We start from the raw sequence: 26315 nt of genomic DNA, 5'->3' as shown, positions 1-26315 counted from the left end.
GCCAAATTCAGTGAATTACGGGCTATGATTGCTTGAATTTATATTTAAGTCCATACTCTTCAAGTTTGCTGTATAGTGTTGTCCTGCCTATGCCGAGCAGTTCTGCGGCGACACTCCGGTTGCCGTTTGCCTGTTTCAACGCACGCAATATCCGCTCCTTATCCTCCGCGTCATTGCGCAAGGCGAAGCTGACAGTAGAGGTCGGTTTCGTCACGGCAAGTTCCAGATGCTCTTTCATGACAACACCTTCCTGCGCCTGCAATACAGCACCCATAACTTTCTGCCGAAGTTCCCGCACGTTGCCCGGCCATGCGTGTGTCAGCAACGCTTTACGTGCTTCGGAACTGAACCCGCTCACGCTACACTCCAGCTCTCTGTTTGCCATATCACGGAAGAACTCTGCCAGCGGCATAATGTCTTCTTGACAGTCACGCAACGGAGGAACGGTTATCCCGAAGTCGTGCAGGCGGTACAGAAGATCCTGCCGAAAACGCTTTTCATTCACCGATACCTCCAAATCTTCATTGGTAGCAGCGATGATGCGGACATTGAAATTCCGGTCTGCCTTGTCTCCGACCGGGCGATACCGCCTCTCCTGTATGGCACGGAGCAACATCTGTTGGGTTTCCAACGCGAGGTTTCCTACCTCGTCCAGAAACAACGTGCCGCCTTCCGCCTCATGGAAATATCCTTTCTTGGCATTGTCCGCACCTATAAATGCACCTTTGACGTGTCCGAAGAAAGCCGACGGTGCAAGCTCTTTGGAGAGTGAACCGCAGTCCACCGCCACAAATGGCTTGCCTGCACGTTTGCTCTTGTCATGCAACAGGTGGGCAATATGCTCCTTGCCCGTGCCGTTCTCACCAAATATCATCACGCTCATATCGGTGGCGGCTACCAGCCTTATGCGGTGCATGATTTTCTGAAAGGCGGAACCTTCACGGGCGAATATAGGCATACGGCGTTGTCCTGCCTGACGTTCTTTCAGTATGGAACGGATCAGGGGGACAAGTTTATCCTCCACAAGCTGTTTGGGAATATAGTCTATCGAGCCGAGTTTCATGCTTTCCACGGCGGTATTAACTTCGGCGTAGTCGGTCATAATGATGAAGGGCTGCATCTTTCCCTCCTTTCGCATCCAGCACAAAAGGTCTATGCCACTGCCGTCAGGCAGACGCAGGTCGGCAACCACGATATCATTATCTGTTGCCTGTTGCAGATGTTTCTTCGCGGTTGAGAGGTGGTAAGCCTTCATATTGCGGTAGCCCTCCCGTGACAGCATATTGCAGACATATTCGCAATACACGATGTTGTCTTCCACCACAATTATTTTTGTCTTATTCATCTTCGTATTTTCTCCTTTCCTCTTCTGCCAACCGTATTATTTCCACTCCCTTATCCAGCACGGCAGTCACGGCATGGCTTAACGCTTCACCATCCGGGAGAGCATCGCCACGAAGCAATCCGTAAAGTACATTCAGCGGTTGGTCGGCACGGAGCACCTCCCACGAACTGCGCAGGTGGTGGATCAGGGAATCCAGCTTTTGCAGGTCTTTTTCTTTTGCTGCATCCCGTACCGCCTGCATTTCCTTTTCTGTTTCAGTTATCAACTTTTCCAGCATGACGGCTTCATTGCCATAGGACAATAAGGCGGAAAAGTCCGGTTTCCCGTCCGGTGTCGCTTTTATGGCACACCTGTCGGAAACCTCCATCAGTTCCGATATGGAGAACGGTTTGAACAGGCATCCGGCAAAGCCTTTTGCCAATAGTTCCCCTTTGTTACAACTGCCCGAAGCGGTTGCCACAACCACCGGGATTGTTGGTGAATTGCCCACGTTGGACGAACGCAACAGTTCCAGCAATTCGAAACCGTTTATATCGGGCATATTCAAGTCTGTCAGCAACAGGCTGTATTCTTTCTGGCGTATCATTTCCATCAGTGCCGCAGCATCGGTGCAAGTGTCGCAGTGTATTCCTTCTTGGGAATACATCTCTTTCAGCATCAGAAGTAATACCTCATCATTGTCAATGGCGACAACATCATGGAATTTATTGTTATGATAAACAGGTGTATTGCTTGTATATCCAAGCTGTTCTTCAGCTTCCTGCATAGAAATTTCAACTGTGAAACGACTGCCTTTCCCTTTCTTGCTGTCTAAACGGATTGTTCCGCCAAGCATCGACACAATATTACGCATTATGGCAAGCCCAAGCCCGAAACCCTCCTTTGCGGCGGCATTTGATAGACGTTCAAACGCACCGAACGCTTGTTTCTGTTCCTCTTCTGTCATGCCTGTACCTGTATCTTCAACGACCAGTGTCAGAACTCCATTATCATATTCAGTAATCAAAGAAACACCGCCTTCTTCTGTGAACTTGACAGCGTTTGACAGCAGGTTATTCCCGATTTGTATTATTCGCTCTTTGTCGGTCAATACAATGGCATCGTGTCCAGTCTTCACGGACAAGGACAGCCCTTTGTTCACGGCAACAGGCATGAACTCCGTTTCAAGTGTGTGCGTGATTGCTGAAATCCGGCAGGGTGACAGACGGGGCTGTTCCTTGCCGTTGTCCAGGCGGAAGAAGTCAAGCAAAGTGTTAAGCATATCCCGCATACGGTCGGAGGATTGCAGTATGTTTTGGATATACTGCCCGGACTTATCCTCACACTGTTCTTTCCGTATCAGTCCGGCATAGCCTGTTATTGCTGTCAGCGGTGTGCGCAGTTCATGGGTGATAGTATGTACCGCCTTCTTCCTTGACGTTATCAGTGCCTCGTTCCGTTGTACGGATTGTTCCAGTTGCCTTATCAAATCAGTTGTCTTGTGCTTGTATTGTTTAATGCTTTTTGCATCACGATGTATGATGATGTAGGAAATTAACAACAATAGAAGAACGAATCCCATTAAACCGCCTACTTGCATAAATGACTTTTCACGCATGGCAACTATTTCGTTTTCCCGGCTTTGCAGTTCGGTTTGTACCTTTTCTTCTATTTGGCAAATCAATTCTTGCAGTTGTCTGTTAAGTTCTGCATTACGAGCTGCAAGGCTGTCGGCTTGTTCCGACAATTGGCGATCCTGCACTTTCTGTTCGCTGATTACGTTTCTATTGACCGAATGAAGGATAGTGGTTGATACTGCTGGAGTTACTTCCTTTTTTTTGCCGAATATGCCTAAGAAACCTTTTCGTTTTGGCTTTTTGGACTGTTCCTGCACACTTTTCTGTACAATAACCGGAATTTGATTGGCTATCTTCTTGTTAATAGATTGTTGTTCATCCATTAACCGGACTATCTGGAACATCTGTCGTTCCTTATCCTCTAAAAGACTGCGCACACTATCGATGCGCTCTGCTGGATAGGTGGCCTTGAAACGGCAGAGCATACTGTCCATTGCCATACGCCGTGCATGGTAATGCTCGATATCTTTATCGTTCCATTCCAGTATTGTTTCACCCAATAGAGAAAATTTTATCATTTGAATATTGATATTGTTTATTTCTTTTCGGAGCTCGTCTATTTTTTTATTGCCAAGTTCTAATGCTTCTATCTCCTGCCATTCATAGAGGCTATTATATGCCATACATCCGATAAGAATGGAGATAAGTATATATCCCAACCGTATTGCCTTATAGAAATTTCCTGACCGCTCCATTATTTTAATGACATTGATTTTTGGAACATGAATAAAAGTTTATCTTTTTCGTTCATGCGGATATTATCAGAATAACCGTCTTTTGTTATTTGATACCCACATGGCTTAACCATAAAAATGCCTAAGCCCTTAGTGTACGAACTTACTTCTGAGGCATAGTCTTTACTTGTATTTAATGGAACTTTCCCTTTAATATGACACCACTCATTATTACAACTGATGTCTTCAATCTCAGACATCAGTTTTTGCAAATCTGTAATAGCTTTGGAACTCGCTACTTGGGGTATCTGCAACTCAAAACAGAGCATCGGTTCGAGAATGTCCACACCTGACTGTTGCAAAGCCAGCCTGAAGACATAAGGGGTCAGCTGTCTGAAATCAGCAGGTGTACTTACCGGGCTATAATACTCGGCTTGAGTAAAAGTTACTTTCAGATCTGTCACTTCCCATCCATGTAAACCAGATTGGCAAGACATACGAATCCCTTCAAAAACGGCATTTTGAAAAGAATGGTTCAGATAACCATAGGAGATGTCACTTTCGATTTGCAACCCTGCCCCTAACGGTAAGGGTTCAAGAGTCAGCCCTATTGTGGCCCAGTAAGGGTTGGGTGGTACTTCGATCTGAATAATCTTATTGACCTTTTTTATAGGTCGTTCTTTGTAGATAGTCTTGATCTCATCAAAATGGACCTTTACGGAAAATCGTTCTTCCAGCAATGTCTGTATGATTTCCTTTTGGGTCAAACCATATAACGAGATTTCCAATTCATCACTATATGAGTTTATGGAAAAGGACAAAGACGGGTCTTCAATCCACAATGTATTCAGAGCGGATATCACCTTGCTTCTCTCTTCGGGCTTATTTGGCCGGACGGAGGATTTGAGAGCGGGATGCTGATGAGATAATCCTTGAATCAAACAAGGTTTAGCACCTAAATAATCTCCGATTCGAAAATCTTCTATATCTTCTACAATCGCGATATCATTGGCACCCACTTCATCAACATTTATCTCTCTGCCCTGATAAATAGTCTTTAGATTTTTAATCTTGATGAATTTTTCCGAATCGTTGATTCTTACAACGTCTCGAAGTCTCAGACTTCCGTCAATTATTTTAAGAAAACTTCTTTTATGCCCTTTGGGGTCATGCTCTATCTTATAGAGATAAGCTGAAAGTCTGTTTGAGACTGATGCCGGAGGAAGTATAAAAGAAGAAATGGCGTCCAACAACTCATTGATACCGATATTGAACATTGCTGATCCATGTAGCACCGGATAGACTTTGGCTTTTGCCACAAGAGCGATTATCGTATTCCAATAATCAGCCGGTGAAATTTCGCTATCCGCCAAATATCGTTCTAATATATCGTCGTCATGGTTGCATACAAATTCTTTGTATTCTTCCTTTATATATGTTTGGGAGCAAACCGGATAAACCGATCCATCGACAACAGTTTGCATAAACAGGACATCTTGCGACAGATTTGTTTTTATATCCATATACAAACGCTCCAAATTCACACCGGCACGGTCAATCTTATTGATAAATATAATTGTCGGGATTTGCAGCTTTTGTAAAGTACTGAACAGCAACTTTGTCTGCGCTTGTATGCCTTCCTTTGCGGATAAGATGAGGACTGCTCCATCAAGCATTTTGAATGTCCGCTCCACTTCCGCAATAAAATCCATGTGTCCCGGAGTGTCAATGATATTGCATTTCACTCCATTCCAGATAATAGATGTCGTAGAAGCCCGGACAGTAATTCCTCTACGTTTCTCTATATCCATAGAGTCCGTTATGGTGTCACCATTATCCACACGGCCGCACTTTTCCGTTGCTCCACTGGCAAACAGCAGATTCTCGGTTACGGAAGTTTTTCCTGCATCAATGTGAGCAAGAATTCCTAAATTTATAATATTCATTTGGATTAAGCAATAATATACTACAGTAGATGCATTGTCGAAACGCACCTTTTAATACCTCCTCGTAGCATATGAGAACTACAGGATTACTAACTCGTATTAATATGTATATTATTACTGCCGCATAACGATTACAAAATTACACAAAAAAATATATCTAACAAAAGTGGGAGGATTTTTTAACTTTTTACCATAGACATTTTATTAGGGAAGCGTAGGTTCAACTGGCAAGTACAAATAAGTAGAAATGTTTGAACAACACCGTTTTAGGAAGTTGAAAAATCAAGTTTCTCTCTCGGTATAGCGTTTATTTTGGCCAATATCTTCTTTAGTTTAGCATTTGTGTATTTCCCATTCGTGTTCTATTTAGCTCCTTATTATGAGTATGTAGCAAGTTACTTATCAAATTCAGCCTCTTTGAGGGTCAAATATGGTTTTGCAAATGGTGACTGACAAGACATAAACAAGGTCAGCAGGAATTTTTTACATAAATGGACATGAATGTATATAACCTAAAATAAGAATAAATTTTAATAAGGGCTGCCCAAAAAGAAAAAAATGCAGTTGCCATCCTATAGATACTTGCAGAAAGGATAAAATTTACTTTTAGACCTTTTGGGATAGCCCTTATTAATACTTCAGATAAAATTCCTTAGGTTATATTTTCAATCCTTTGGACCGGGTTTCCTCCTTGGCATACAGTCCCGGACGCCCGATTATGACATGGTTGGCAACGATACTATCCGCCGGACTGCGTATCTGCGGCGGTGCATTTTCGGGATATTGCGCCTGCCTGTTCCTCACATCTTCCGCTTCCGGCTTGAGCTGTTGCCCTTCATTCTCCTTTTCTGCGACTTCGGGCGTGGGTGGCGCAAGCTCCAGCTGAATTTTTCGGTCAAGGGCGGCAAGTTCGGACTTCAACTGCTTCAGCTCGTCCTCCTTCTTCCACACCTTACCCGCTATCTCCTGTAACTGCGGTATCTCCATCTCCAGCACCTCGTTCTTCGCCTTGTACTGGTCGATGATGGAGGGTATCCTCTCCATCGCGTTGAGGAAGTTGCGGGCGGCGGCCAACGGGTCAGCCATCGCCAGATGCCCGTTGTTGTAGGTGTACTTGTAGTTCCCCTCGACCACGAAGCGGTTGTCGGTGAACTCCAATCCCTCTTTGAGTATCCTTTCGCTCACCACCTTTATCGGAAAACCGTAAAGTTCACCGACCTGCGTGTACAACCCTCCGGTCGTGGCATTCTTGGCTATCTCCTGCAAACGCTTTCCGATGACCTTCTCATCGGCGGAATCCACTCCGTCCACCTTTATTATATTAAGGCGGTTGCCCTCCTTGTCGGTCTGCACCACCGACAGGAAGCGGTTCCAGTCCTCCGTCATGGCATCTATGAAAGCCGTGTTGTTGCGCAACTCGCCGGTCTTTGACTCCAGCTTGAACTCCGAATCACGCTTGCCCTTGTTGAACGACTTGCGTTCCCCTTCGAGCGATGCGATCCGCTTTTCCAGTTTCGCCTTGTCCAACAGGTCGGTATTGCCGGAGAGCAACGCCATGTATTCCGAGAAATTCATGCCCGATTTTTCGTCCATTGCCCCCTCGTCGATGGTACGCGCACCCATCGCACCGCTTTTGAGCTGGCTTATGAAAGTCTGCTTGCAGTGCAGGAGGTTGAACTTGTAGCTGTCCAGTGACTTCTCCACCGCGTAGATGATTACATCCACGTTGTTCCCGGCGAAATGTTTGGCAATCTCATTACCTGCCCTAACTCCGCGTCCGTCACGCTGTTGCAAGTCGGACGGTCGCCACGGCGTATCGAGATGATGGATAGCCACACACCGTTTCTGGGCGTTCACACCCGTTCCGAGCATAGAGGTAGAGCCGAACAGCACACGCACCGTCCCGGCGTTCATGGCGTCTATCACCGCCTTCCGCGCCTTGTCGGTCTTGCACTCCTGAATGAAGCGCACCTCGCTTGGCGGTATACCGTAGTCCTCCGTCAGTTTGCGCTTGATTTCCGAATAGACGTTCCACCCGTCGCCCGGCTGGTATGTCCCCAAATCAGAGAAAACGAACTGCGTGCCTTTCTGGGCGTCGTATTTTTGATAATACTCCGCGATCATCTTGGCACAGTGACTCGCTTTGTTGTCGGGATGATCTTCGTAATTCGGGTCTATCATGCGCATGTCGAGTGCCATTTTCCGGGCATAGTCCGTGGCGATGAGCATCTTCGCCTTTTCTTCCGTTTCCGAAAGCGGCAGCCTGCCCAACAAGGTGGCATCGCCCGTCTTGGCGAACTGCATCAGTTTCTGTATGAAGTCCTCCTGTTCCGGCGTGGGCGGTATATGGTGCAGTATCTCGTTCTTGGCAGGACGGTCAACGCCCACATCCTCCGCCGTGCGGTAGTCCGTGATTTCATTATAGAAGGCGGCAAGCTCCGGCACTTTGATGAAGTAGCGGAAACGCTCCTTCTGGACCACATTGTTCGTCACGTTAAATTCAAAATCCGTCGTCTTCTTGGCAAATATCGCCGCCCAAGCGTCGAAACACCTTATGTCCTGCCGTTCCAGCTCCTTCGGGCGCAGGTACTTGAACAGCAGGTACAATTCAGTCAGTGAGTTGCTGATAGTCGTGCCGGAGAGGAAGGTCGCACCCAAGTCTTTTCCTGTGCGCTCCTGTATGGTGCGTATGGCAAAGAGCATGTTAAGTGCCTTCTGGCTTCCCTCGCTGTTTCCCAATCCCGCCACACGGTCGTGGCGCGTGTTGAAAGTCAGATTCTTGAACTGGTGGCTCTCATCTATGAAGATGTGGTCGATGCCCATCTGCTTGAAATCCACCACGTCGTCCGTGCGTGACTTTATGGCGTGTTCCACCTTCTCCAGCTTCGCTTCAAGGTTGTGCTTGCGCTTCTCCAATCCTTTCAGCATCGCCCGCGACACGTTCTTTCCCTGCTGCCGTAGCACTTCGAGGTTTTCCTCCACCGTGTCAAGCTCTGCTTGCAGGATGCGCTGCTGCAATTCCGGCGACTGCGGTATCTTGCCGAACTGGTCGTGCGACATGATGACGCAATCGTAGTCGTTGTTCTTTATATTATTGAAGAAGCGCACACGGTTGGCGGTCGAAAAGTCCTTCTCCGAAGCGTACAGAATACGTGCGTTGGGATATGCCGCCTGATAGGTGGCTGCAATCTCCGCAACGTTGGCTTTCAGCCCGATAATCATCGGCTTGTGTGCCAAATTCAGACGCTTCATCTCATGCGCGGCGATGCACATTATCAGCGTCTTACCGGTTCCCACCTCGTGGTCGCAAATTCCGCCGCCGTTCTGTTTCAACATCCAGACGCAATCCATCTGTGAGGGATAGACGCTCTTGATACCCCGGCTTGCCAGCCCTTTCAGGTTGAGGTCGGGAAAGGTCTGATGGGAGCCGTCGTAGCGCGGGCGCACGAAACAGTTGAACTTGCGGTTATACATCGTCACAAGCCGCTCCTTGAACTGCGGCGACTGCTCTTCGAGCCATTCGGAGAAGCCGTTTCGTATCTCGTCAATCTTGGCGTTGGCGAGTTGTATTCCCTCGCTGTCGCGCATCTTGATGTCGTTGCCATGCTCGTCCTTGCCGATGGACTTCATCATGTCAGGGCAGGTGTTGTGCAGGGCGTGTTTTAGGAGGTGCATACCGTCATAGTTCCGGTAATACCCCTTCACCAGAAACTCGTCCGTGATTTTCATGGTGCGGTAGCCGCACACCACCGAAAACTCGTCCATGCTTGCGGAATAGGCGATTTTCACCTCCGTGTCGAACAGCCGGCTCATGTAGGCGGCATAGACACCCGTCGGAATCCAGCGTTCCCCGAAATTGAAGTCCAGATCCTCGAAGGCGATGCGCTGCGGCTCGGCATCTTTCAGAGCCTCCAACGCCTGCTTCACCTCCGGCATACGCTCATTTTCGGGATTGTCACCCATCCATGCCTCTATGCGTTCCGCTTTCTCTATGACATTTCCGGCGATGAAACGGTCTTTGATTTCGTAACCGGTCACGAGCGGATTGTAGTAGATGCGCCCTTGCAGGGCAGTGAGCAAATCCTCCGCCGTGCTGTCGGTTATCTCCCGCATATAGTCGAGATTGACCGTACCATATTTGTTGAGCGACGCAGACAGGGCTTCTTCGGGAGAGCCTACGTTGGCATGGCTCTCCACCGCGAAGGAAACAGGATGCTCGAAGATGTCCGCCTTGACGAACTTTCCGTTTTCCATCCGTTCCAGCGAAAGGATGTCGCGCCCGCCCGCATCCATCATCACTAACTTCACGTTCTGCTTGGCGTTGAGGTTGCCGTAGCGCATGACAAACTCATCGTAACAGGTATTCAGATGCTCTCGCCACGGAACATTTGCCTCGCGCCGGAGCGATTCATAACGGTACAGACGCTCGTAGGCGTCACGCAGCGACACATACAACAACGCCTTTTCCTTCTGGTATCCTTTCAGGTCGAGCGGCTGGAATGTCGCCCCGTATGGCGTGATGTCTTTCAGGTAGCCGATGTTATGACGCCCCCGGTCAGCCACCAGCGACCCTTCGCGCAGGTGCATCTCCGGCGTGCGGTGGTAGGCACGCGGAGAAAGGTCCACGACTTCCTCCTTCGGCTTTTCCGCTTCGATGTCGGGGAAAAGGAAAGTCCCCACCGCTTCCGATGGGGTATCTGTAACGGCAGGTGCGGCGACTGCCTCCGGCTGTGTTTCCTCCTGTCGTGGCTGCTCACGGGAAGTTTCCGGCACGGCTTTCACTTCCGTCTTTTCCGCCACTTGTTTCTCGTTATGCTGCCTTGCCAGTTCCCGAAGTTCTTTCCTACGCTCCGGCGTCAAACCCATCATCATTTCATAGAAACCGTTGATGGGAGGATTGGTATCCCAGTCCAGTGTGGCATAGATGTCGTCCGGGTCGGCAGGCTTGGCGGTGTTCTCCGCTTTCACCTCCTTATTCTCCATTGCGGGTTTTGCAGTTGGAGCTGTCGGTGTAACCGTGACTTTCGGTTTGGGCGGAGTGGACTTTGCCGTAACTGCCTTTTTCACCGTCTTTTTCTTTTTGGAGGTTTTCGGTTGGCTGACCTCTTCCGTCATCCCCCAGAGGTCAAGCAGGGTGAGCTGCACGCCTGCGGAATATTGCGGGCGCGGTTCTATCTCCGGCTTTTCATCTGCGGGTTGCGGCTTTTCTGTCGGAGTTTCCACCGTCTGCGCCGAGGATACTGTTTCCAATTTTATGGCAGGACGCTCTACTTTATTTTGAACGGCAACTTTTTCTTCCGTTCCTGCCTGCCGGATTGAACCCGAATACAAGCGCATGGCAAGCCTGTAATGGAAATCCTCGTCGAGCATACGGCGCAAATCCCCGGCGATGCCTGCTGCCTTGCCCTCGTGCAGATAAACCATAGCGGGCTTCCCGTAGGGGTCTGTGTCAAGTTTCGCCATCGTATGCACGATGCGTTCCGGGTGGTGGATGAAATAGGCGTTGTCGGTCAGGGCGGTTTTCGTGTCCGTCTGTATCACGGTCATCAGCCGCTCGTCCTGCGACATTTCCTTCTTGCTGAGGTTCTTTTGCAGGACAATCAGGTCACTGCCCACCTCCGTGCCCGCGTTGTCCGTGAACAGGTTGTTGGGCAGGCGTATCGCGGATACCAGATTGGCCTGACTGAACAGCTCGTTACGCACGGAGGTCTTGGTGCTATTCAATACCCCTTGCGAGGTGATGAACGCCACGATACCGCCGTCACGCACGGCATCCAGTCCTTTGAGAAAGAAATAGTTGTGGATGGTTTTCTGGGCGGAGCGTCTGCCGAAAGAGTCGCTCCGCTGAAACTCCGCGTCGAACACGGCAATGTCACCGAACGGAATGTTGGACACCGCCAAGTCGAAATAATTGTTGAACGGTCTTTCGATTTTCTCAAAACCGCAGGTGCGCATTTTCTGGTCGGGATAGAGATGCCTCAAGATTGTACCCGTGAGCAGATCCTTCTCGAAAGCCATCACATCCGCATTGGGGCTGTGCCGCAGCATGGAATCCACGAACACGCCGACACCTGCCGACGGTTCGAGCATACGGGCGGGGCGGACGCTGTAATCTGCCAGCACGTCCGCGATGGTGTCGGTTATCTCTTTGGGGGTGTAGAAAGCGGTCAGCACGGACGCTTTCAGCGAATCCACAAACCGCTTGTACTCTGTTTCGTCCTTGCTGTTCTCACGGATAAGCCTGTGCAGCTCCACCGTCGGGGCGAACAGTTCGAGGTCGGATTTCGCCCACCGGACGGCATCCGTCAGTTCCTTTGCAGGGTTGAGGATACATTTCAGACCGCCGAAACCGCAGTACCTTTGAAGTATGGCACGCTCTTCGGTTGTCGCTGTCCTATTTTCCCTGTCAAGGATGAATGCCGTCCGTATCGCCTCGATGTTGTCCCGCAGTTTCTGTTTGCGGTTAAACGCCATATTCGTCTAAGTAAAGGACGGTTGCTCCCGTCAGCTCCGTGTAGAGCAGGTCGTAATCGGAAGACAGGGCGAAATTGTCATCCGAGAGGTCATAGACGGAGAACACGTTGCCGACAAGCGGCAGCAGTTTCAGGACAAAGGCTTCACGCTTCTCTTCCGGCACTTCATCGGCAAACTCGTTTTCCACGACTTCGCGGAGGATGGCGTAACGGGAATAATGCAGCCCGCGCAGCAGCGTGTCCATCGCCAGTTCCTGCGCACCATCGGCGGGATAGCCTTCAAGCCGTGCCCTCTCATACGTTTCGGCGGCACGGTCGGCCCGTTCCCGTATGAAAGCGGTGTCGTCAGCCTGTTCAAACTTGTTCGTGCGGAGATAGTCCAGCAGGTACAGACCGTAATAGGAAAAGTCGGTCTGACCCTCGTTTTTCTTCTTGTTGTTCATTACTTTGGATTTAGCGGATTGATAATTAACGGGATAATCGGTTGGAAAAAGGAAGAAAAAGGCACTCGGTATCCCTCCGAGTGCCACCACTAAATCCAAAGTATGAGTGTAATCCGGTATCGAAGAACAATTCATTACTCTGAACAAGTGGCAAAGTTAATACTATTTCTTCCGTCCTGAAAATTTCTTGTCCTTTTTAGCCTCCGGGAACACAAAAGTCGTGTTATATTCCCCGTCAAAGGCGACAACAGCATCGAAACTCTTGCCCTGTTTGCTCTTGAACCCTTTGAGCAGCTTGGTATGCCCTTCGGTGAGCAGGTCTTTGATTTCATCGTCGGACAGGGTGCGTCCCGCTTTCAGCCGGAACACGGGCAGTCCGCACTCCGTGTTGTCGCAGCGTACCACCTTGCCGTAGAACCGCATCCTGCCCGTGCCACACTTGGGACACGCGCAGCCGGAGTCACGGCTGCCGAAGAGCTTGTCGCACGAGATCAGTTCGGAGGTTATCTCACGTGTGTACGCCTCTATCTCCTTGCGGAAGGTGTCGTCGGACAGTTCCCCGCGCTCGATACGCGCCAGCTCCTTTTCCCATTCGCCCGTCATGGCAACATCGGCGATGCGCATCGTCTTGACGACGGAATTGAGGGCAAGTCCTTTTTCGGTGGGAACAAGCGACTTCTTGCAGCGTTCCATGTAACCGCGCTTGAAAAGCGTTTCGATGATGGAGGCGCGTGTGGCGGGAGTACCGATGCCACAGTCCTTCATCGCCTGCCGCAGTGCGTCGTCCTCAATTTCCTTGCCCGCCGTTTCCATTGCCGAGAGCAGGGTGGCTTCGGTATGCAGCGGCTTGGGTTTGGTCTTTCCTTCGGTAATGGACGAGCCTTTCGGTGTCAGCGTGTCGCCTTCCTGCCAGCCGGGGATGGTAATTTCCTCTTTTTCCTCGCCATAGACGGCACGCCATCCGGTTTGCTTCACGACGCTGCCTTTTACGGTAAACTCCACTCCGGCACATTCCGCCGTGACAGTGGTCACATCCTTGACGCATTTCTCAGAGAATGCCTCGACCATGCGCCCGGCAATCATCTGATAGATGGTATTGTCCTCTTTGGAGAGGAAGAGCGGTTTCTCACCCGTGACGAGCAGGGCATGGTGGTCTGTCACCTTGCCGTCGTCCACGCTGCGGCGTGTCGGGGCGGCTTTTGCCCGCACCTTGTCTTTCCATTCGGGCTGTGTGCCGATGAAAGCGAGCAGTTTGGGAATTTCGGCAAACACGTCTTCGGGGATGTAGCGGCTTCCCGTTCTCGGATAGGTTATCAACTTCTTTTCGTAGAGTTTCTGCGCGATTTCAAGCGTCTGTTCCGCCGTGAAGCCGTGCTTGGCGTTGGCTTCTTTCTGGAGCGTGGTCAGGTCGTAGAGCAAGGGAGTTTCCTCCGTCTTCTCCTTGCGCTCGGCTTTCGTGACAGTGGCGCAACCTGCCGCCTTTACCTTATTATATAGTTCCATCGCCGGTTCTTTCTCTTTCCATTTCTCGGAGGATGAGAATTTCACGACTTCGCCGTCGCAACCGTCCGTTGCGATATGGAGCTGCCAGAATGCTTCGGACGTAAAGCGGCGGTTCTCCCAGTAGCGTTCACATACCATAGCCAACGTTGGTGTCTGCACCCGCCCCACGGAATACGTGCCGTGTCCGGCGGCGATGGATAACGCCTGTGTGCCGTTGATGCCCACGAGCCAGTCGGATTCGCTCCGCGCTTTGGCGGCGAGGTAGAGGTTGTCGTATTTGCTGCCGTCTTCGAGTTTCCGCAGTCCCTCGCGGATAGCTTTGTCGGTGAGAGAGCTGATCCACAGGCGCACGAAAGGAGTGGTGCAACCCGTATAGTGGTAGAGGTAGCGGAAGATAAGCTCTCCCTCGCGTCCGGCATCGGTCGCCACGATGATATGTTCGCTTGTGTCGAACAGTCTTTTGATGACTTTTATCTGCGACACCACGCCGCTGTCGGGCTTGTAACCTTTCTCCGTCCTGACCTGACGGGGGACGAGCGTGAATGTGTCGGGAATAATCGGGAGGTTGTCACGGACAAATCCGCGCACGCCGTAGCCGTCGGGCATGGCAAGCTGAACGAGGTGTCCGAATGCCCATGTCACGGCATAACCGCCTCCCTCGAAATATCCTTCCTCTCTCTTTGTCGCGCCCACGATGCGGGCGATTTCACGTGCCACGGAGGGCTTTTCTGCAATGATTGTCTTCATGTCTTCTTCTTTTTTGTTGATACTTTGGATTTTATTTTGGATTCAGTGGCGGACACGGGATTACATTTTCATGCCCTTGCCCGTTTTCTTCTGCGGCTTCTCCTGCTGCTGTTGCTGGCGGGCGTCCTTCGGGTTGGTCTGACCTTTCTGCAACGGCTCTCTCAGATTCTTTGTAGCCTCGTTGGTCTTGCCATCGTTGTTCACCGCCACCTGCGTGCGGCTCTCGTTGGACGGAGCAACCTGCTGTGCATTGTCAGGGTTCGTGTCGTAGCGGTACGGGCGTCCCTTCTCCGGGTTGAACTTGATATACATCGTGGCATGGAAGCCCTGCTTGTCGGTCACGTTCTCCAGCTTCACGGCTTTACCCGCCACATAGTCGGCTTTCTGCTGGTCGGTGAAGCTCACGCCGCTCCATTTGCTGATGGGGCGGATGCTGCCGTCCTCGTTCGTCCACGTGTTGCGGCGTTGCTCCTTCTTGGTCTGTGCGGCATTTTCCCCGCCCTGCGCCTGACTTTTCGATGTGTCGCCTTTGGTTTCCTGTGTCTGTGCGGTACGGGGCGACTTGCCGGTTCCCGGCACGAACTCCACGCCGCGCTGCTCCACGTTCACTTGCAGGGTGGTGACGAACTTTCTGCCGTCGTTGCGCTCGATGAGCTTGTCGCGTACGGGCAGTCCGGCGCGGAGCATGTCCCGCTCCTGCGTGGTGATTTCCGTCTTGCCGATGCGCTCCGGGATGCGCACCCTGCTTGCCGGAATGTCCGTGATTTCATTCGTCTTGCGGTCGATGCTGATGTAGGAGGGGATGATCTCGCCCGTTTCCCTGTCCACAATGTCCACGACCCTACCGAGATTGCCCGTTTCGCGGAGGTTCTTCCGGTCATTGTCGGAGAATTTGTGTTCCTTGTACTCATCCAGCTTCTGCTCCTTGCGGATGAAGTGCGGCACGAGGCTGATGTTTCCCTCACCGTCCTTCTTGAAGGAGAGGCGGGCGTCCAGCTCGAATGATTCGCCGCCGAAGGTCGGTTTGACCTTTACCAAGTCGGACTTGCCATAGTTGAGCATCTTCGTAAGGTCGCCGGACTTTTCAAGGTTGTCCCGCTTTACGCCCCATCTGTCCTCCAGCTCCTGCCAGTTGATTTTACTCTCGTCGATGGGCTGGTAGCCACGTTTGCCCTGCATCTGTTCGGATTTGTCCTGTTGCTGTTCTTTCCGTTGTTCCATGTTCTCCTGTTTTTGAGGTTCTTGTTTCTCTGTCTGTTGTGCTGCCATCTCTTCCTGCACCTTCTTCTCATAGTCGGAGGTGTCCACCTTGTGAGGGGCGAGCAGCTCCTTGTTCGCTTCGGGGTCTTTCAGCAGTTGCTTCATCACCTCTAAGAGATTTTCAGCTTGGTCTGCCGCAATGCGGTAGAAACCGAAGCGGCTGGGTTCCTTGCACTGCCGGAAGAAGTTCTTGAAGAAGTTGTCCAGCACGTCGCCATGTCGGTCGAATTGCAGGAAACTCTGCGCGTTCTCCGCTTTTGCGGGGGTGCGCTTGGGTGTGCCGTCCGCGTTCAGCCCGGCTACCACGCTGATCTCGCCTGTCTTCTCGTCACGGACTACCAGCACGTCCTTTTCGTCTTTTTTCTTTGCCATCTGAAAAATGTTTTAATGGGTTATTTATGAAAGAAATTATGGATACGAGCCTTGTAGAAGGCTATATCTTCCTTTTTGAAGTCCTTGATATGGTTGGAAAGGAATGTCAGCACGTCCTCCTCGCTGTAATAGGTCTTCTTGCCCAGCGTCTTGTAGGGCAATGCGCCTACGCTGCGGTAGCGTTGGAGGGTGCGTTTGCTTATCTGGAGCAACATGCACAAATCCTGATTGTCGAAAAGGCGGATGCTTTCCGTGATAGTGGGCTGTTTCCCCTCAGCCTTCATCGCCAGCAGCAGTTCGTCCTGACGGTCGAGCCGTTCCATCAGCTTCTGCATCCAGCCCTCGAAGTTGTTTCGTGTGAGCAGTTCCATGACCTATGTCCTCCTTCCTTTTGGTTTGCCGCCCGTGCGCAGCGTGTGGTTGTGGAACAGGGTGTCTATTGTCCCTTCCTCGTTCCTTACTGTGTTGTCCTCCAATAGCCGCAGTATCTCGGAAAGGCGGTAGCGGCAGCTTCCGCGTACCACCACATACTCGATACGGTGGTCGGTGCGCATACGCTGCATGGTGCGCTTGCTCACGTTGAGCATCTTCGCCGCCTGTGCCGTGTCAAGCAGCTTGTCTTCGGTTTCCCGCTTCCGTTTCTTCTCGTCCCTTGCCTCGCGGATGTACCCTGCGATGTTCGCAATCTGCGCCATCATCTCCTTGTAGGCGGAACTTTCCATTGTTATCACTTTCATGTTCAGTCCTTTCTTTTTGTTTCTGCGACAAAATTCGGCAATAAACAAAAGGGGCTTTAACAACTCACTACGTGACTCACGTAAGATTTTTGCGGAAGATGGCTCCGTAACCCGGTCAAACGGCGCAACAGGCAGCCTTTCAGCGGAAAACGATACGTCTTGTATGCCGTTTCGTTACCTTTGCGGCAAACTCTAAATGACATGAATATGGAAATAGTATCTATCGAGAAAAAGACTTTCGAGATGATGGTGGCGGCATTCGGCGCACTCTCGGAGAAGGTCGCCGCCCTGAGGCGCAAAAGCGACACGGGGCGCATGGAAAGATGGCTCACGGGCGAGGAGGTCTGCGGGCAGTTGAGAATAAGCCCGCGCACGTTGCAGACGCTGCGTGACAGGCGGCTTATCGGCTACTCGCAGATAAACCGCAGGTTCTATTACAAGCCAGAGGAGGTGAAGCGGCTGATACCGCTTGTCGGCACGCTCTATCCGCACGGCAGATGATTTGATTTATTCACCCACTGAATCCGAAGTTATGATGAACGAGAACAACGATGTTTTTACGATGGAAGACGAGCCGATAGCCTCTGTGGTGCAGGATATGCGCAAAGGCTCGAAATGGCTGTCCGCATTTCTGGAAAGCTACCGTCCTCCGCTGGACGGGGAACGTTACCTGACGGACGGCGAGGTGTCGGAACTGCTCCGTGTGAGCCGGCGCACCTTGCAGGAATACCGCAACAACCGCGTGTTGCCCTTCATACTTTTGGGAGGGAAGGTGCTTTACCCGGAAACGGGGCTGCGCGGGGTACTGGAAGCGAACTACCGCAAGCCGCTGGAGTGAGGCGGTTTCATGAAAAAGTAAACGGGTGACACCTTTTGTGGTGCTACCCGTTTACTTGTCTTATGGGGTATGTGCAATCAGCAATACCCGGCTTTTCCGTTCTGTATGAACATCACGTATGTCTGCCGTTTCTCTTGTGAGAGTGCCTTTCCCACCAGCCATGTGCGGAACAGGTGGGTGTTGTAGGTATTCACCCTGAAAGCGACCGGGATGATGATTTCAAGGGCGTACACGTCCGCGTGCAGCCCGTTTTCAAGCTGCATGTAGCGGCACACCTCGTAGTCGTTCAGCACGTCCGACTTGCGGACGGCTCTGATGGCGGCGTTCACTGCCGGGACGGTCGTATGGAACAATCCGGCTATTTCGGTGGCGGTCATCCACACGTCGTTACCGGTTACGCTGACTGCCTTGTCCTCGATGATGATTGTGTCACGTTTCATGGCTTTTCTTTTTAGATGGTGCAACCTGCAAATTCCTCGACGCCGTTCAATCTTGCGGCAAGGTTCTCCATGTCCTGATTGAGCTTCTCTTTGGTTATCTTTGCGTAAATCTGCGTCGTCTTTATGCTCTTGTGTCCGAGCATGGAGCTGACCGTTTCGATGGGAACACCGTTGGAGAGGAATATCGTCGTGGCTGCCGTGTGGCGGCTCTGATGCCACGTGATATGCTTGGTGATGCCGCAACGCTTGGCGACGGCACGGATACCGGCAAGGCACGTGTTATAATGCGGAACGGGAAATATCCTGCCGTCCCCGCACAGTCCCCGGTATTTGCCGATTATGCGGTTGGCGATGTCGAGCAGGCGGATGTTGGACACCACGCCCGTTTTCTGGCGGTTGATGTTTATCCACTCGTGTTCGTCGAAGTAGGTGCGGATATTCTCTTCCGTAAGGTTGCGCATATCCGCGAACGACAGCCCCGTGAAGGCGCAGAACAGGTAGAGGTCGCGGTACAATTCCTGTTTGGCGTTTTTCAGTTTCCCCTCCATCAGCAGGCGGATCTCATCTTTGGTCAGGAAACTGCGTGTTGTTTCCTCCTTCTTGATTTCATACTCGCGGAACGGGTCGCGCGTCAGCCACTCGTTGTTGATGGCGATGAATACCATCGTCCGTAACGGGCAGACGTACAGCCACACGGTATTGGTGCAGCAGTGCTTGTCCGTGCGCAGGAACATCTCGAAGTCGGAGATGAAAGCCGGGGTAAGCTCTTTTAGGGCGATGTCCTTCACATGGTAGCGGATGTCGAGGAACTCTTGCATGTGCTTGTAAACGGTGCGGTACTTCAGCAGCGTGCCTTTGGCTTTCATGCCTGCCTCCACCTGCTTCTCGTAGTCCTCGTTGTGCTGGCGGAACACCTGCATCAGCGTGTGGTAGCGGTGTTCCAGTCCGAGAAAGGCGTTCTTCACCTTCTCCGCCGTGACGAAGTTGTCACGCTCCATGATTTCCTGATAATGCCTGTTGATGCGTACCCGCATCTTGTCAAGCATACGGTTCGTTTCGAGTGCCGCCGTGCTTCTGCCCGTGACACGTCCACCTTTGGTGTCCCACAGTTTCGGATCGACAGTCAGTTTGCAGCTGAACTGTGTCTGGCTGCCGTCCACCGTGATGCGTCCCATGACGGGAACTGTCCCGTCCTTTTTCACTACCTGACGCTTGAGGTAGTAGATTACTGAAAATGTACTCTTCATTGTCCTTAATTTTTGGGTTTCAAAATTAGTTGGTGAAGAGTCCGGTGTTGGTACGCAAAACGGGGAGGAACGGCGCAATCTTTTTCCGTAACCTGATTTTTCGCATGAGTTATGGATAACTCACTATTCCTTAGAGCCTTGTTTCGCTATTCGTACCCGTTTGTCGCATTTTCGGGCATGGTTACGAACAAGTAACGTAGCGGCGTCAGGATTTGGCTTCGGCAGGGATTGTAATGGCTTCACGGATTATCGCCACTTCAACCAAAACCCTTGTAACTCAATTCTATCACTATATCTTTCCGCATTTCACTTTTTTGTAGTAACTTTGCATATTAAAGATTAATCTGAATAACTTTTTAAGATGCCAGTTAATATACCTCAGAACCTTCCGGCAATAGATATCCTGAAAAAGGAGAATATTTTTGTATTCGATCAATTGCGAGCTAATCAGCAAGACATACGTCCACTGCGTGTACTTGTATTGAATCTGATGCCGATAAAAATAACAACAGAAACGGATATTATCCGTTTACTATCGAATAATCCGTTGCAGGTAGAGATTGATTTTCTGAAGCTCGAAACTCACGAATCGAAAAATACTCCGGAAGAACATCTTATTATGTTTTACAAAGGATTCAGCGAGATAAAAGAAGATTTTTACGATGGTATGATTATTACCGGAGCTCCTGTAGAATTGTACAATTTTGAAGATGTCAACTACTGGCCGGAAATTACTAAGATCTTTGATTGGGCACGTACGCACGTTACATCTACTCTTTATATTTGTTGGGCAGCACAAGCAGCAATGCATCATTTTTATGGTGTGGAAAAAGTAGCTCTCGAAAATAAGATGTTCGGAGTCTTTAAACATTTAGTACAACAGAAGAGCTTCACTCTTTTCAGAGGGTTCGATGATGAATTCAACATACCTGTCAGCCGTCATACAACAATAGACAGAAACGATATTCTTTCGAAAAACGGATTAACCATACTTGCCGAATCTAAAGAATCTGGTGTAGGTATTGTCTGTTCCCGCGGAGGACGCGAATTTTATTTTACCGGTCACTCTGAGTATTCGCCATATACTTTGCACAATGAGTATATTCGTGACTTAGAGAAAGGACTAGAAATTGAAATTCCTCACCATTATTATAGAGATAATGATCCTCAGAAAGGACCACTGGTTACATGGACTGCTCATGCAAACTTATTATTCAATAACTGGTTGAACTACTTCGTATATCAGGAAACTCCATACAAGATAGAAGATATTGAAAAACTGGGCGAAATAGCTCAACCAAACTATGAGGACTAACCCTTAATTATAATTGACAAGAACTTGATCACAACTCGTAAAATAGAACTTTTAGCTCCGGCTAAAAATTTGGAATGTGGTATCGAAGCCATCAAACACGGAGCTGATGCGGTATATATAGGTGCACCTATGTTTAGTGCACGGTCGGCAGCTGGAAATACAATAGAAGAGATAACAGCATTGTGCGAATATGCTCATATGTACAATGCTAAAATATATGTCGCACTAAATACAATCCTCAACGATAAAGAGCTGAAAGACGCTGAAAGACTCATCAAACAATTGTATTATGAAGCAAAAGCTGATGCGCTGATTATTCAGGATATGGGAATACTAAAGCTGAATCTCCCCCCTATCCCACTTCACGCTAGTACACAAATAGATACTCGTACTCCCGAAAAAGCGAAGTTTCTAGAAGAAGCCGGGTTCAAACAAATAGTTTTAGCTCGCGAATTGACAATTGATCAGATTCACGATATAACATCACAAGTAAAGACTCCAATCGAAGTTTTTGTTCACGGAGCTTTATGTGTTTGCTACAGCGGACAGTGCTATTTAAGCGAAGCACTATCTAACCGCAGTGCAAACAAAGGTTCGTGCGCACAATATTGCCGCTTGCCATATACGATGGAAGATGCTAAAGGCGAAGAAATAATTGCTCGCAAACATCTTCTTTCGATGAAAGATCTAAATCTCTCGGATGATCTGGAAGATTTATTGGATGCAAGAGTTACTTCCTTTAAGATTGAAGGTAGATTGAAAGATGTAGAGTATGTAAAAAATACAGTTGCATATTATCGAAAAAAATTAGACTCAATCTTTGCTAGACGCCCAGAGTATACGAAAGCATCTGATGGGGTATCAACATATACTTTTGAACCAAATTTGGAGAAAAGTTTCAATCGTGGATTCACAAAGTATTTTTTACATGATCGCACATCAAACATTTGGTCGGTAGATTCCCCGAAATCGGTAGGTGAACCTATTGGTAAGGTTTCTGAAATAACAACCAAATTCATAAAGATTAATACAACAAAGCAAATTAATAATGGTGATGGACTTTGTTTCTTTAATCACAAGAAAGAATTAGAAGGCATACATGTTAATCGTGTAGAAAAAGACATGATATATCCATTAACAATGCCAACACTACGTAAAGGGGCTTATATATATCGTAATAATGATCACGAATTCAACAAACTGCTTTCAAAAGAATCGGCTCAGCGTAAAATCGATATCCGTATCGAAATAAAAGATATCCCATTGGGATTCTCACTTAAAGCTACAGACGAATCTGGGCATTATGTAGTACTCAATTTTGATCAGACGAAGGAAGAAGCTAAAAAGGATCAGACTGATAATATCAAGAATATTCTTTCTAAGACAGGAAACACGATATTTAACACAATTGAAGTGGCAATCAATTTATCAGACAATTGGTTTATCCCGTCTTCTGTACTTACAGAATGGCGCCGGCAACTTACTGACAAACTTCTTTCTCTGAGAAAAACAAAGTATAGTCAAGATATAGCTAAGATTATTGAAACTAAACATGCTTTTCCAACTAAAAACATTACTTATCTAGGAAATGTTATGAATGATAAAAGTCGACAATTTTATGTTCAACATCAAGCTAATGTATCGCAAGTAGCATTCGAAAAAGAACATTTAGATGCTGTTCCGCTGATGTTTACACGTCATTGCGTAAAATACTCGATGGGCTGGTGTCCTAAAGAGCAATCGGATAAACACCCCTATAGCGAACCATTCTATCTTATATACAATAACACAAGGTTACGACTTTCATTTGATTGCAAACTATGTGAAATGAAAGTATATAAAGATTAGTCATAAATCATTATCTTTGATTTTCAAAAATAGAAATATGCTACAAGCAATCTGGAATTTTATCAAATATACATGGGCACCATTTGTAGTGGCCGCCATTATTTTCTATCTGTGCTGCCTTATCTCGGTAGACGACATGCCAGAAGCAGGCTTCGAACTTTTCGTTCACGCCGATAAAGCAGTACATTTTTTAATGTTCTTTGGATTATCACTTGTAGCGTCATGTAACTATGTCTATTTGAATAAAGGGAAAATAATAATATTGAAAATGATCTTTTTCGCAATATTATTACCAATAATTTATGGGGGATTGATTGAAGTCATTCAACATGAATATTTTCCAAACAGATATGGAGACTGGTTTGATTTTCTAGCAGATAGCTTAGGCGCAATATCTGCAATTCCATTCGCTTTAATTTTAAGAAGAAAACTATTAATAAAATATCATACGATATGAAACGTCTTATACTATTCACACTGGCATTGACGCTAACATTTGGACTATATAGTCAAACCTCGAACAAACCGAGTGATTATCAATACATCGTTAAAGTTGGAGATATGGCTCCAGATTTTGATATGACACTTCCTTCAGGTGAAGTTGTAAAATTATCAGACTTGAGAGGTAAAGTAGTTATGCTTCAATTTACGGCTAGTTGGTGTGGTGTATGCCGAAAAGAAATGCCGCATATAGAGTCTGAAATATGGCAAAAGCATAAGAATAATTCAGAATTCGCCTTATATGGTATAGATATGGACGAACCCGCTGAAACAGTTATACAGTTTGCTGAAAAAACAGGTGTAACCTATCCTATTGGTCTAGATCCTAAAGCTTCGATATTCAAACTTTATGCCGAAGAGGGTGCGGGCGTTACGCGTAATGTCATTATTGGTAAAGACGGACGAATAGTAATGCTTACAAGATTATATAAAGTAGAGGAGTTTAACGAGATGGTCAAACTTATCGACTCGCTATTAGATAAATAAAATGATTGCAATTATAAATTATAACGCAGGTAATATTTATTCAGTCGAACACGCTTTTAAGCGTTTAAATACTGAGATTGTAGTTACTGACGACAAAAAAATCATCTCACAAGCTGATAAAGTTATTTTCCCTGGCGTTGGCGAAGCTAGCTCTACTATGCTATATCTTCGTCAAAGTGGTATGGATGAACTTATACTAGGCTTGAAGCAGCCAATACTAGGTATCTGTCTGGGGATGCAACTTATGTGTTCTTATTCGGAAGAAGGTAATGTAGATTGCTTAAAAATTTTCGATTGCGATGTAAAACGTTTCGTTGCAAATAAACACGAGGACAAAATTCCTCATATGGGTTGGAATACTATTAGCGATCTAAAAAGCAATCTTTTCGATGCTTCGCTGAATGATCAGTACGTATATTTCGTTCATAGTTTCTATGCTCCAATATGTGAGTATACGGCTGCAACGACCGATTACATTCTACCATTCAGTGCTGCGCTACATAAAGACAATTTTTATGCAACACAGTTTCACCCCGAAAAAAGTGGCTGTGTGGGAGAACAAATACTTAAAAACTTTTTAGAACTATGATAGAAGTTATACCAGCAATAGATATAATAGGCGGCAAATGCGTGCGCCTATCACAAGGAGATTACAATGCAAAGAAAGTTTACAACGAAGATCCTCTTGAGGTTGCGAAAATGTTTGAAGATGCAGGCTTGTATCGTCTGCATTTAGTAGACTTAGACGGTGCTAAAGCTCAACGTATTATAAATATAAAAGTACTTGAACGAATTGCGAATAAGACAAATCTTATTATAGACTTCGGTGGAGGTATTCAAAGTGAACTGGATATTGCTAAAGCTTTCAATGCCGGAGCTTCGATGGTAACAGGCGGTAGTATTGCTGTCCGTAACAAAGAATTATTCTGCTCGTGGATTGATAAATATGGAAGCAACAAAGTCTTTTTAGGAGCCGACTGTAGAAATCATAAGATTGCAGTATCTGGTTGGCAGAAAGAAACAGAGATTGATGTTATTCCATTTATTGGCGAGTATAAGAAAAAAGGAATCGAATACGTTGTTTGCACCGACATAAGTAAAGATGGCATGTTGCAAGGTTCCTCAGTTGATCTATACAAGGATATATTGAAAGCATATCCTGATCTATACCTCATAGCCAGTGGAGGAGTTGGAAGTATGCAAGATATCCGTGACCTCGAAAAAGCCGGTGTTCCTGCCGTTATTCTAGGTAAGGCTATCTATGAGAATAAAGTTAGTTTGAAAGAATTAAGTTATTTATGATATGCCGGAATTGCTAATAAGAAAAGTAACGAATACCGAAGATATTCCATACCATTTATTACATCTAGCCGATCCTTCGGAAGAAGCTGTGCAATACTACTTGAATAGAGGGATATGCCATGTAGCCTACCAAGGAAAAGATACCATAGGTATCTATGTTCTTTTGCCCACTCGCCCATTCACTATGGAATTGGTAAATCTTGCTGTTGACGAATCATTTCAAGATCAAGGGTATGGTAAACGTCTAATTCATCATGCTATCGAGACTGCACGAGAAGAAGGTTTTAAGGTATTGGAAATCGGTACAGGAAATGCTGGAATAAAACAATTGGCATTGTACCAAAAATGTGGTTTCACAATTAGTTCTGTAGATTTTGACTTTTTCAGAAAACACTATCCAGAACCCATATTCGAAAATGGCATCGAATGCCGTCACATGGTACGTCTAACAATGGATTTATAAAATTATGCTTGCAAAAAGAATTATACCCTGTCTTGATGTAAAAGATGGAAAAACCGTTAAAGGAACAAACTTCGTAAATCTACGCGATGCAGGAGATCCCGTAGAACTGGCTGTAAAATACAGCCAAGAAGGAGCTGACGAATTAGTCTTTCTTGACATTACTGCCTCGCACGAAGAACGAAAGACTTTTACCGACTTAGTAAAGCGCGTAGCTGCCAATATCAATATTCCTTTCACTATTGGTGGAGGCATAAATGAGCTTAGCGATGTAGATAGACTACTAAATGCGGGTGCAGATAAAATCTCCATCAATTCAACAGCAATCAGAAATCCTGAACTTATTAGTGAAATCGCTCTGCATTTTGGCTCACAAGTTTGTGTATGTGCTATAGATGCTCAATTGGAGAATAATGTATGGAGTTGTTATACTAGCGGCGGTCGTAATAAAACCGACAAAGAACTCTTCACTTGGGCTAAAGAAGCCGAAGAGAGAGGTGCAGGTGAAATATTATTCACCAGTATGGATCATGACGGTGTAAAAGCAGGATTTGCAAACGAAGCACTACGAAAACTATCTGAATCTTTGAATATACCAATTATCGCTTCTGGTGGAGCTGGTAAGATGGAGCATTTTCGAGATGTATTTATCGAAGGTAAAGCTGATGCAGCACTTGCTGCCAGCGTCTTCCATTTCGGAGAGATTGCTATTCAGGATTTAAAGAGCTATCTTAGAAAAGAAAATATAATAATACGTTAGAC

Annotated in this window: 21 protein-coding genes; 10 read left to right on the top strand and 11 right to left on the bottom strand. The window is 47.7% G+C overall.

Annotated elements, in window-relative coordinates; all coding sequences use genetic code 11:
- Positions 1-22: 22 nt before the first annotated feature.
- From C1A06_RS11555 to C1A06_RS11515, 9 genes are all read right to left on the bottom strand, one after another.
- On the bottom strand, positions 23-1345 hold the full coding sequence (locus C1A06_RS11555) for a sigma-54-dependent transcriptional regulator (protein WP_101690406.1): 1323 nt from the start codon (positions 1343-1345) through the stop codon (positions 23-25).
- The gene (locus tag C1A06_RS11550; RefSeq protein ID WP_004291467.1) at positions 1338-3656 is read right to left on the bottom strand and encodes a hybrid sensor histidine kinase/response regulator; all 2319 of its coding nucleotides are present in this window, start codon (positions 3654-3656) and stop codon (positions 1338-1340) included. Before C1A06_RS11550 ends, C1A06_RS11555 begins: the two co-directional genes overlap by 8 nt.
- Entirely contained in the window at positions 3656-5581 is a 1926-nt protein-coding gene (gene tet(Q) / locus C1A06_RS11545) for a tetracycline resistance ribosomal protection protein Tet(Q) (protein WP_004291466.1), read from the bottom strand. The genes C1A06_RS11550 and tet(Q) overlap by 1 nt, the downstream gene beginning before the upstream one ends.
- Positions 5582-6238: 657 nt before the next feature.
- Entirely contained in the window at positions 6239-12055 is a 5817-nt protein-coding gene (locus tag C1A06_RS11540; protein ID WP_004291462.1) for a helicase-like domain-containing protein, read from the bottom strand.
- Entirely contained in the window at positions 12045-12497 is a 453-nt protein-coding gene (locus tag C1A06_RS11535) for a DUF1896 domain-containing protein (RefSeq protein WP_004304266.1), read from the bottom strand. Before C1A06_RS11535 ends, C1A06_RS11540 begins: the two co-directional genes overlap by 11 nt.
- 162 nt (positions 12498-12659) lie before the next feature.
- Positions 12660-14747, bottom strand: a complete 2088-nt coding sequence (locus tag C1A06_RS11530) for a type IA DNA topoisomerase (RefSeq protein WP_004291456.1) — start codon at positions 14745-14747, stop codon at positions 12660-12662.
- Between the two features lie 60 nt (positions 14748-14807).
- The gene (locus tag C1A06_RS11525) at positions 14808-16379 is read right to left on the bottom strand and encodes a DUF3945 domain-containing protein (RefSeq protein WP_004291455.1); all 1572 of its coding nucleotides are present in this window, start codon (positions 16377-16379) and stop codon (positions 14808-14810) included.
- A 20-nt stretch (positions 16380-16399) separates the two neighbouring features.
- Complete coding sequence (locus tag C1A06_RS11520) at positions 16400-16750, bottom strand: helix-turn-helix domain-containing protein (RefSeq protein WP_004291454.1); 351 nt, start codon at positions 16748-16750, stop codon at positions 16400-16402.
- Between the two features lie 3 nt (positions 16751-16753).
- Positions 16754-17179 (bottom strand): helix-turn-helix domain-containing protein, encoded by a 426-nt coding sequence (locus tag C1A06_RS11515; protein ID WP_004291432.1) that lies wholly within the window; start codon positions 17177-17179, stop codon positions 16754-16756.
- Positions 17180-17317: 138 nt separating this feature from the next.
- On the opposite strand from C1A06_RS11515, the gene C1A06_RS11505 reads away from it, so the two are divergent.
- Together C1A06_RS11505 and C1A06_RS11500 are read left to right on the top strand one after the other, a co-directional pair.
- On the top strand, positions 17318-17617 hold the full coding sequence (locus tag C1A06_RS11505; protein WP_004291426.1) for a helix-turn-helix domain-containing protein: 300 nt from the start codon (positions 17318-17320) through the stop codon (positions 17615-17617).
- A gap of 31 nt (positions 17618-17648) precedes the next feature.
- A complete protein-coding gene (locus C1A06_RS11500) occupies positions 17649-17954 on the top strand; it encodes a helix-turn-helix domain-containing protein (protein ID WP_004291424.1) in 306 nt (101 codons plus the stop codon).
- A 77-nt stretch (positions 17955-18031) separates the two neighbouring features.
- On the opposite strand, the gene C1A06_RS11495 is transcribed toward C1A06_RS11500, so the two are convergent.
- Entirely contained in the window at positions 18032-18394 is a 363-nt protein-coding gene (locus C1A06_RS11495; RefSeq protein WP_004291423.1) for a hypothetical protein, read from the bottom strand.
- A gap of 11 nt (positions 18395-18405) precedes the next feature.
- Positions 18406-19641: a site-specific integrase gene (locus C1A06_RS11490; protein ID WP_004291422.1), complete on the bottom strand. Its 1236-nt coding sequence runs from the start codon at positions 19639-19641 to the stop codon at positions 18406-18408.
- A 361-nt stretch (positions 19642-20002) separates the two neighbouring features.
- Between C1A06_RS11490 and metA the strand changes: the two genes are divergently transcribed.
- Genes metA through hisF form a run of 8 tightly spaced genes read left to right on the top strand, consistent with a single transcriptional unit; the run spans position 20003 to position 26313 of the window.
- On the top strand, positions 20003-20956 hold the full coding sequence (gene metA, locus C1A06_RS11480; RefSeq protein ID WP_101690404.1) for a homoserine O-acetyltransferase MetA: 954 nt from the start codon (positions 20003-20005) through the stop codon (positions 20954-20956).
- Positions 20957-20980: 24 nt separating this feature from the next.
- Positions 20981-22804, top strand: a complete 1824-nt coding sequence (locus C1A06_RS11475) for a peptidase U32 family protein (RefSeq protein WP_101690403.1) — start codon at positions 20981-20983, stop codon at positions 22802-22804.
- 37 nt (positions 22805-22841) lie between these two features.
- Positions 22842-23261 (top strand): VanZ family protein, encoded by a 420-nt coding sequence (locus C1A06_RS11470; protein ID WP_101690402.1) that lies wholly within the window; start codon positions 22842-22844, stop codon positions 23259-23261.
- On the top strand, positions 23258-23791 hold the full coding sequence (locus C1A06_RS11465) for a TlpA family protein disulfide reductase (RefSeq protein WP_101690401.1): 534 nt from the start codon (positions 23258-23260) through the stop codon (positions 23789-23791). Before C1A06_RS11470 ends, C1A06_RS11465 begins: the two co-directional genes overlap by 4 nt.
- Before the next feature lies 1 nt (position 23792).
- Positions 23793-24380, top strand: a complete 588-nt coding sequence (gene hisH, locus C1A06_RS11460) for an imidazole glycerol phosphate synthase subunit HisH (RefSeq protein ID WP_101690400.1) — start codon at positions 23793-23795, stop codon at positions 24378-24380.
- On the top strand, positions 24377-25093 hold the full coding sequence (hisA, locus tag C1A06_RS11455) for a 1-(5-phosphoribosyl)-5-[(5-phosphoribosylamino)methylideneamino]imidazole-4-carboxamide isomerase (protein ID WP_101690399.1): 717 nt from the start codon (positions 24377-24379) through the stop codon (positions 25091-25093). Before hisH ends, hisA begins: the two co-directional genes overlap by 4 nt.
- 1 nt (position 25094) lies before the next feature.
- Positions 25095-25556 (top strand): GNAT family N-acetyltransferase, encoded by a 462-nt coding sequence (locus tag C1A06_RS11450; protein ID WP_101690398.1) that lies wholly within the window; start codon positions 25095-25097, stop codon positions 25554-25556.
- Positions 25557-25560: 4 nt separating this feature from the next.
- The gene (hisF, locus tag C1A06_RS11445; RefSeq protein ID WP_101690397.1) at positions 25561-26313 is read left to right on the top strand and encodes an imidazole glycerol phosphate synthase subunit HisF; all 753 of its coding nucleotides are present in this window, start codon (positions 25561-25563) and stop codon (positions 26311-26313) included.
- Positions 26314-26315: the final 2 nt, after the last annotated feature.

This window comes from Dysgonomonas massiliensis, from assembly GCF_900240225.1.
Lineage (GTDB): Bacteria > Bacteroidota > Bacteroidia > Bacteroidales > Dysgonomonadaceae > Dysgonomonas > Dysgonomonas massiliensis.
The sequence above is the reverse complement of the archived record's forward strand: the minus strand, read 5'-3'. Positions and strand labels throughout refer to the sequence as shown.